The organism is Microcoleus sp. S13C4 (assembly GCF_036700865.1).
GTDB lineage: Bacteria > Cyanobacteriota > Cyanobacteriia > Cyanobacteriales > Microcoleaceae > Microcoleus.
Genome location: NZ_JAUBPS010000068.1, coordinates 22,393 through 30,839 on the forward strand (window position 1 = coordinate 22,393; position 8,447 = coordinate 30,839).

The 8,447-nt window shown below is 44.2% G+C and carries 8 protein-coding genes; 3 read left to right on the forward strand and 5 right to left on the reverse strand.

The window, feature by feature from the left end:
* Positions 1–107 precede the first annotated feature (107 nt).
* On the forward strand, positions 108–1,580 hold the full coding sequence (locus QT996_RS22980) for an MBOAT family protein (RefSeq protein ID WP_333049253.1): 1,473 nt from the start codon (positions 108–110) through the stop codon (positions 1,578–1,580).
* A 356-nt stretch (positions 1,581–1,936) separates the two neighbouring features.
* Here QT996_RS22980 and QT996_RS22985 read toward each other — a convergent pair whose 3' ends face one another.
* The gene (locus QT996_RS22985) at positions 1,937–2,761 is read right to left on the reverse strand and encodes a sulfurtransferase (RefSeq protein WP_333049255.1); all 825 of its coding nucleotides are present in this window, start codon (positions 2,759–2,761) and stop codon (positions 1,937–1,939) included.
* 26 nt (positions 2,762–2,787) lie between these two features.
* Positions 2,788–3,789: a hypothetical protein gene (locus tag QT996_RS22990; RefSeq protein ID WP_333049257.1), complete on the reverse strand. Its 1,002-nt coding sequence runs from the start codon at positions 3,787–3,789 to the stop codon at positions 2,788–2,790.
* Between the two features lie 114 nt (positions 3,790–3,903).
* On the opposite strand from QT996_RS22990, the gene QT996_RS22995 reads away from it, so the two are divergent.
* Both QT996_RS22995 and glmU read left to right on the forward strand, forming a co-directional pair.
* A complete protein-coding gene (locus tag QT996_RS22995) occupies positions 3,904–4,281 on the forward strand; it encodes a hypothetical protein (protein WP_333049259.1) in 378 nt (125 codons plus the stop codon).
* A 12-nt stretch (positions 4,282–4,293) separates the two neighbouring features.
* Positions 4,294–5,682 (forward strand): bifunctional UDP-N-acetylglucosamine diphosphorylase/glucosamine-1-phosphate N-acetyltransferase GlmU, encoded by a 1,389-nt coding sequence (glmU, locus tag QT996_RS23000; protein ID WP_333049261.1) that lies wholly within the window; start codon positions 4,294–4,296, stop codon positions 5,680–5,682.
* 184 nt (positions 5,683–5,866) lie between these two features.
* Here glmU and QT996_RS23005 read toward each other — a convergent pair whose 3' ends face one another.
* From QT996_RS23005 to QT996_RS23015, 3 genes are all read right to left on the reverse strand, one after another.
* Complete coding sequence (locus tag QT996_RS23005; RefSeq protein WP_333049263.1) at positions 5,867–6,610, reverse strand: hypothetical protein; 744 nt, start codon at positions 6,608–6,610, stop codon at positions 5,867–5,869.
* Positions 6,611–7,008: 398 nt separating this feature from the next.
* The gene (locus tag QT996_RS23010) at positions 7,009–7,827 is read right to left on the reverse strand and encodes a hypothetical protein (RefSeq protein ID WP_333049266.1); all 819 of its coding nucleotides are present in this window, start codon (positions 7,825–7,827) and stop codon (positions 7,009–7,011) included.
* A 79-nt stretch (positions 7,828–7,906) separates the two neighbouring features.
* Positions 7,907–8,353, reverse strand: a complete 447-nt coding sequence (locus tag QT996_RS23015; RefSeq protein ID WP_333049268.1) for a hypothetical protein — start codon at positions 8,351–8,353, stop codon at positions 7,907–7,909.
* Positions 8,354–8,447 lie beyond the last annotated feature (94 nt).

The window sequence follows — 8,447 nt, forward strand, 5'->3', positions numbered from 1 at the left end:
TCGGTTATTAAAAATAATGCAACAGTAAGCCCGCGATCCAAACCCATACCAAATAAGCCATTCTCAATTCTTAAATCTAAAATCTAAAATCCCAAATCTAAAATGGTATGACTTTCATCTCCCTTCAATATGCCCTGTTTCTGTTAGTTTTGTTCGCGGCTTACTGGCTGGTTCCGCTGCGGTGGTGGCGGCTGTTCATCATGCTGGCGGGTAGTCTAATTTTTTACGCTTCGCTGCAAATTTGGTACATTCCTCTGCTGTTAGCCGCCATGCTGTTTAATTACTGCTTGGCGATGGCGATTGGCGAACCTCTGGATTGGCGGATTGCTAATGAATCTTGGAACCGCCGCCGTTTGTGGCTGCTGTGGATAGGAATTTGCCTGAATGTGTTGCTGCTTCTGGGCTTTAAGTATGTGCCATTTTTATTGAGTTCGATCGGCACTTTATTAAATTGGTCTTTTGCTCTCGACGGTGCTGACTGGGTGAAAAGTCACGTCATCGCACCTTTGGGATTGAGTTTCTTTTGCTTTGAGTGCATTGCTTATTTGATTGACGTATACCGAGGTGCACCTGCTGCTACTTCGCTGCTACACTTTGCTGCTTACAAGTTGTTTTTTCCCAAACTGATTTCTGGCCCGATTACTCGGTATCACAACTTGATCTATCAACTGAAAACCCAGAAATTTCCGACGCCAGATCGCATTTCTGAGGGACTTTGGACGATCGCCTTTGGTGCAGTAAAAAAAGGTCTTTTCGCAGATAACTTGGGAATTTATGTCGATTTAAGTTTTACCAACTTGCAGCGGGCGGGTAGCGAGGATTTGTGGCTGGCTATTTTTGCTTACGGGCTGCAACTTTATCTCGATTTTAGTGGCTATGTTGACATGGCGCGCGGTACTGCTTTGCTGCTGGGTTGGTATTTGCCACCAAATTTTGATTTCCCTTATTTTAGTGCCAGCATAGCTGATTTTTGGCGGCGCTGGCACATGACTTTAGGGGATTGGCTACGCAATTATTTGTATTTTCCTTTGGGGGGTTCGCGAGTCGGTTTGTGGCGCACTTGTGTGAATTTGTCGATCGTCATGTTAATTGCGGGAATTTGGCACGGGGCAGCTTGGGGATTTATTGTGTGGGGGGGTTTACACGGTTTAGCTTTGGCGGTTCATCGGCTGACTGATGTGCTGTTTAAGCGGTTGCAGATAGAGTTTTTGTGGGAAAATCCGATCGGAATTGCGATCGCTTGGCTATTGACTCAGGCGATGGTTTTTGGTAGTTGGATATTTTTCCGTCTTCCTGATTTAAAGGATTCTGGATGGGCGATTTCGCATTTGTGGGGACACGCTGCTGATGTACAGTTTGCTGAGAAAGTTTATGGCGAAGCTTTGGGTTTGGAAAGAGTGCATTTAACTTGGATGTTGGCGGCTTTGGCTGCGGCGATGCTGGGGAATTATGCGTTGAGTCGGGGTTTGAAGTTAGAGTTAAATTGGCCGATGAAATTGGTGTTAGTGCCGCTTTGTTTGTATGCGGTTTGGGTGTTGGCTCCCGAAGGCGGTTTGCCTTATATTTATTTTGATTTTTAGGGTATGATTTAATTCGCCGTAAGGTGCAGCGCACCCTACGACGACACTGAGGTGCGCCGAAGTGATTACCCGCTAACTATTAGTGTCAATTTAAGCTTTTAGTTCGCCATTCCTCCCGCTCACCCAACAGTCCGCCAGGGAATGAATTCCCTGTCTCATAGCTAAAGTCCTCTCAAAGAGGACTGAAGAACTCATTAGTCCTCATAGGGAGGAATTTCGCTTTGAGGCTCTTGTTTCAACAGCTTCCGGACTGAGGGTTGAACGTTAAATTGACATCAATGCCCGCTACCCTACAACTCACAGTCAACAGTCAACAGTCAACAGTCAACAGTCAACAATCATCTCGCTCCTGCACGCTACAACTGATAAGAGCACCAGTCACTCCAGCTACCGACATAAAGTTTAGCATCGGGAATTCCAGCAATTTCTAAAGACAGTAAATTAACGCAAGCCGTCACCCCGGAACCGCAATAAACGATGATTTCTTCCGCTTTTTCTAATTCCGTCCATCGGTGTTTTTGTTCCGAAGTTGATCGCACTTTTCCAGTTTCATCAGTCACCCCTTGCCAAGGATAGTTAACCGCACCCGGAATGTGACCTGCAATGGGGTCGATCGGCTCCCGCAAACCTTCATATCTCTCGCTTTCTCGCGAATCAACCAAAACCTTTCCCGGCAAGTCTTTACGCTCTTTCACTGCCTCAATATCTACCGCCAAATCCTGCTGCAAGTGGGCAACAAAGTTACCCTCGTGGGGGTCGGGCAAAATATTTGTTACCGGATAGCCCGCCGCTTGCCAGCCGCTGAAACCGCCGTCTAACAAAGCGACTTTGCTGTGTCCCATATATCGCAGCAGCCACCACAAACGAGCCGCAAAAGCCAGCCGCGAATCGTCATAAGCTACGACTAAATTTTCTGCTGAATTAATGCCGAACGCGCTCAATTTCTCAGCTAATTCTTCAATATTGGGCAGCGGATGTCTACCGCCGTGTTTGCCAACTGAACTCGCAAGGTCGCGGTTTAAATCTAAATAAAAAGCTCCCGGAACGTGACTTTCTTGATATTGTTTTTGTCCCAATTCAGGGTCGGCAAGGGAAAACCGACAGTCAATAATTACAACTTGCGGATTGTCGGTATTGGTGGCTAACCATTCAGGAGAAACGATTAAGTTGTTGTCAGTCATAATTCTTCAAATCTATATTTTAACCTCTATCGGGAAGGAGCTTTTTTCTCTGCTTCGGCTTTTCCGGCAGGAGATTTATTAGAAGTTGCTTTCTCCGAAGTTTCTTTTGGCGAATGGGATTTTTTAGGAGTTGCTTTCTCCGAATTTTCTTTGGGCGGATTGGATTTTTTAGGAGTTGCTTTCTCCGAAGGTGATTTTTCGGGTGGTGCGGGAGTGGGAGTTGGTGGAGGGGGATTTACTGCTGCTTCTTGAGCGTAAAGTAGATATTTCTGATACTCGATCACTTTTGTTTGAGCTAGTTGATGGTTGGGGCTAGACATCGGTACTCTTCTCATTAATGAGACCGCTTCTTGCCAACGATCAGTAACTGTAGTCCAATCTTCCTTGGTTTTTGCCGATCGCCCTAATTCTGCTGCTTTGAGTGCGCTGTTAACGGCTTCTCGAAAAGTATCTGGTGCAGTTGCTAAATCTACTGTTTCATCGGGATTATTCCCCGCAGTTGCTGTCGGCTCGTTTAAAATCTTACCGACAAACGCCGCCACCGCGATCGCCAACATACCTGTTACTAGCCCGACTACAATGAAAGTCGAGCGCAGCCGATTCTCAAAAGCAGCCTGTTCCGGCGGTTTTTCCTCCTCAAAATTGTTTTCCATCTCGGTGCGATCGTCCATATTAGCAACAGCAGTATTTGGTACAGCTTCTCCTGCAAAGCTCTGTGGTTCAAAAGTGCTGTTCTCCAAACTAAACTCTTGACTCCAAGCAGCAGCAATCTGACCGCTTTCTCGGCCCTCAACCTTCACTTTGCGAATCGAATCCGGCTGCAAATTCGTCAGCTCGGTGCGGACAAAATCAACTAATTTATTTTCTATGGGTACCTGCTCGGCCTCAAGAATTACATCCAAACAGTCGCCGTCGAGATTCGCGGAGGCTGTGATGCCTTCAGATTGCAACTGGCTGTTTAGCGAAGATGCGATCGCAGTGGCAAGATTTCCCTGCTTGGCAAGTTCCTGAAAATTAAGCTCTGTCATAGCTGGACACCTGATAACGCAGAAGATAGAAGGTAGAAGGCAGAAAAAATGAAAAAGTCAGAAAGAGTTTTTTGGAGTTGAAAACACAATAACTGAAATTCAACAAATAGTATAATGTATCGTGGCAAATCCCAGCCCAAAGATGCAAATTATCACTCTCGCTCCTCCTGGCATCCCTTGGGAAAAGACTTCAGTCCTTTCTACGAACCGAACTCTGGTTTGCAGGACAGCCAAAAATCCTTTCCCTCCGTAGCCAAATACCGCTGCTTCAACCTGGTAATTGATACCGGGCGCGCAAGTCCAGATACCGTAACAGCCTTAAGTGGAAACGCAAGCATCGCCCCTAAAACCGACATCTGGCTGCAAAAAGCCTCGATCGCGCGGATGCGAGATGGGACATTTTACATGAAAAATTTGTGCGATCGCAGTGCCATCGACCGACAGCGAGTGATATCATCAGTTAGTCAATATTCAAGTTTTTATAGCAAATAACTCGATCGTACAATGATAGCAATAGCAATTTTAGCGGCTGGACGCGGTACGCGCATGAAATCTGACTTGCCCAAAGTTCTACACGAATTGGGCGGTCGAACGCTAGTTGAGCGAGTCCTCCAAAGTTGTCAAGAAATTCAAATTACCAGGCGACTTGTCATCGTCGGTTATCGAGGCGAACTCGTTAAAGAATCTCTGATTAGAGGTCAAGAAATAGCGGAGCAAAATCCTCAATTTCCTAGCCTAGAATTTGTTGAACAAACTGAACAATTGGGAACCGGTCATGCCATTCAACAATTGCTGCCTCACTTAGAAGGATTTCAGGGAGACTTGCTGGTCTTAAATGGGGATGTACCTTTGCTGAGGGCAGAAACTATCAAAGAATTGATGGCCATTCACAAAAAGCACCAAAACTCGGCTACTTTATTGACAGCTAATTTGCCGAATCCTCAAGGATACGGGCGAGTATTTACCGACAGTCAAAACTTAGTCCAGCAAATTGTCGAAGACCGCGACTGCACACAAGCTCAAAAGCAAAATCACCGAATTAATGCAGGTGTTTACTGCTTTCACTGGCCGGATTTAGAGAAAATTTTGCCAGAATTGAAGGCAGACAATGACCAAAAAGAATATTACCTAACTGATACGGTAAATTTCCTCAATCCGGTGATGGCGGTGGATGTGGAAGATTATCAAGAAATATTGGGAATTAACGATCGCAAACATTTAGCCACAGCTTGCGATATTTTGCAAACGCGGGTAAAGGACAAGTGGATGACGGCGGGAGTCACGCTCCTAGATCCCAACAGCATTACGATCGACGATACCGTAGAATTGCAGCCGGATGTGGTAATTGAACCGCAAACTCACTTGCGGGGAAATACTTCGATCGCCTCTGGGAGTCGCATCGGCCCCGGCAGTTTGATTGAAAACAGTCAAATTGCAGAAAATGTGACTGTGCTTTATTCGGTAGTTTCTGACAGTATGGTTGCCGAAAATTCCCGAATTGGCCCTTACGCCCACTTGCGGGGACACGCAGAAGTTGGGGCCAACTGTCGCGTCGGCAATTTTGTAGAATTGAAAAATACTCAAATCGGCGATCGAACTAATGTCGCTCACTTGTCTTATTTAGGCGACGCGGCTTTGGGAGAAAAAGTCAACATCGGCGCTGGGACAATTACGGCAAATTATGACGGGAAAAACAAGCACAAAACTCAAATAGGCGATCGGAGTAAAACGGGTTCTAACAGCGTGCTGGTTGCACCGATAACTTTGGGAGAAGATGTTACTGTAGCAGCGGGTTCTGTGGTGACAGAAGATGTACCGAATGACTGTTTAGTAGTTGCCCGTTCCCGGCAAGTTGTCAAGCCAGGCTGGAAGTTAGAAGAACCAAAAAAGTGAACGATTTTTCACTTTTTAGATGATCGGTTGCCACCCAATCGCGAGTTTCGCACTGGATACCAAAGAAACCGGGTTTTTATAACGGAAGCGATCGCACTCTACGAGAGATTTTGCTAAAAAACCCGGTTTCTGCGTAAGTCTGCAACCTTGAGAAATCGGGTTGATCGCGATCGGCTATTTTGTGTTATTTTTGCTCGTGCAGATAGTTGTTAATCGCTTTGGCGATTTGTTCTTGCTCGTAGGGACTCATCGTGTTGGGCAGGGATAGGCGAGATCCTCCACAAACTAATAGTCTGACTTCGTACCAAGTGTCATTCTGCCGATCTTTTGTTCGATCGACTTCCACGCCATAAATCTCGCACAGAGAGTATTCCATTACTTTACGTGCCAACAAACCCCGCTGTTTAACAGTCAAGGTGTTTAAAGTTCCATCGAAGCTGTAGAGTTCATTATTTCTCAAGACGATCGCTCCGACTGCTGCGAGCAAAAATATGCTTCCTGTCCGTCCCAACCAGTTATCGTTTGGGCTTAAGCGCAGCAATCGATCTTTTGCATTTTTAACAAAAAAATTGATGTCAGAAGCAACAGCGTCTTGGGTTCCCCAATTAGTGGAGTTAGCAGTGAAAGGAACATGGCCAACAGAAGTCAAAAGTACAACTCTGGTTTTATAGCCACATCTTTGAACTTTAGCTCCCCGCAAAGAAGCAAGCTGAATTTCTTGGGTGTTTGATCCGAGTAAATTCGATCGCACCAACTGGCAACTGCCTTGTTTTGCCTGCAATCGCTGGCAGCTCAGGGTTGCTTTCTGGTAGTCAAAAGCCTGCCCGAACAGTCCAAAGGCCATGAATAAACAACTAGGCAACCAAAAATCAAATATGCTTTGAGTCTGAATTATTAATTCACTTGCTGTTTGCTTGATTATTTTCATTTGTCTCACCTTTTGATTCCAAAAATGAGGCTAAAGATCGACTTCCTGACCCGGATGAGCCGAATTGTTAACTTATATATTATTTGAAGTCGTCCTTTGCCATGACCCCTTTTATTTTTCTAATAGATTAGCACTAAAATTTCTGACAGACAACAACTGTCGCGAGTTTACCTGCGACTAGGTTTAAGATAGCTTTCAGTTATTTATCGTTGGTTATTGATTTAAGCGATCGCCCGTCGAGGTAGCTGCGAATCCCCAGGGTTTTACAGTCTTTAAGCACCGCAGCCGAGCTTTACAGAATCTTCACAATCGACGGCTAATAGAGATGATTCGAGTAATCGCGAAGGATGTTTAGCAAAGAATCACCGAAGCGATCGCCCGTTAGCAAGTATCTTGATTCAGTGCGATCGCCTGTGGAGGTAGCTGCGAATCAAATCAGCCATTTTTTGTTGCTCTTCCCGATTCAATCTACGGCTTAAACATAGGGTATCTCCCGCATTCATTAGCAAACGCACCTCGTAGCAGGTATAGCTGTCCATATGTTCTGTTTTCTGCACTTCAACTGTTTTTAATTCGACTTCAGAAATTTCACTGAGGGATTTTTCGGTAACTTCATTCACCCTTATCCCCCTTTTCTTAATAGTTAGGATACTTGCATATTTATCAAAAATGTAAGTTTCAACACTGAATAAAGGATGGAACACAAAATATATTGTAGCGAAACCAATAACGACAAAACCGCCCTGAAAAAGTATCGAGCCTAATTTTGATAATCGATTATCTTTTTCTATTACGAATTTACCGACAGAGGTTTGTATATATTTATTGAACAACTCTGCATCTTTAGCAGTTTGGTAAGATAGCGGAACATTCCCTTGGTTGGTTACGAGAAATACATTGTCCACAGAAGTTGAGTGGCCCTCGCTATCGGTACTATTTATTGTCTCAATTTTAGCTTCCTTAACTTGTTCTATGGACTCTAATTCCCCTTTCACGAATCCCATCAAACTTGATGTGCTGATTTCGCAAGTTGCGAATTTCGGCTCAATTTTTTTGCAGGAAAGTCTTTCCACTCCAGAAGAGGACATCGTGAGAAGTATCATTAACAAGGGTATTCCTGAAAATCCTGTCACCCATACAGCAGGAAATAGCAGACCAACAAGATTTATTCCCTTTTTAAGCTTTAGAATATATTCGGTTTTTTGAATGATTTTCATTTTAGGTATCAACTCCCGTTTAATTAATTGACATTTTTTGCAAAAATTTCCGGCTCGCTGTTGATGTCGATGTCTTGATTCAGGGCGAGCACGCGTCGAGGTAGCTGCGAATCAAATCAGCCATTTTTTGTTGCTTTTTCTGATTCGAGCTACCGCCTAAAGATAGGGTATGTCCTCCATTCATTAGCAAACGCACCTCGTATAAAATACCGTTTTCGCCGTATATTGTTTCTAATTTGACTTCAGAAATTTCGCTGAGCGATCGTTCGGCAACTTCATTCACCCATATTCCCTTTTTCTTTATAGTTAAGGTACTTACATTTTTGTCAAAAAAATAAGTTTCAACAATAAAAGAACGCAAGATACCAGAAAATTTTCCAAAACCAATAACTAAAAACAAACTGGGGAAAAGCATGCTTCCCAAACTTAGTAACCGATTGTCTGTTTCTATCACCAACACTCCGGTCGAGGTTTGTATATATTTATTAAACGAATTTGCATCCTTAGCACTTTGATTGGCTAGCAAAAACTCCCATTCCTTAGTTAAGCTGTTGCACATTTAAACTGTGATACACGCATTGCCCTTATTTTTGATTTTACGACCCCACTTAATTATTAAT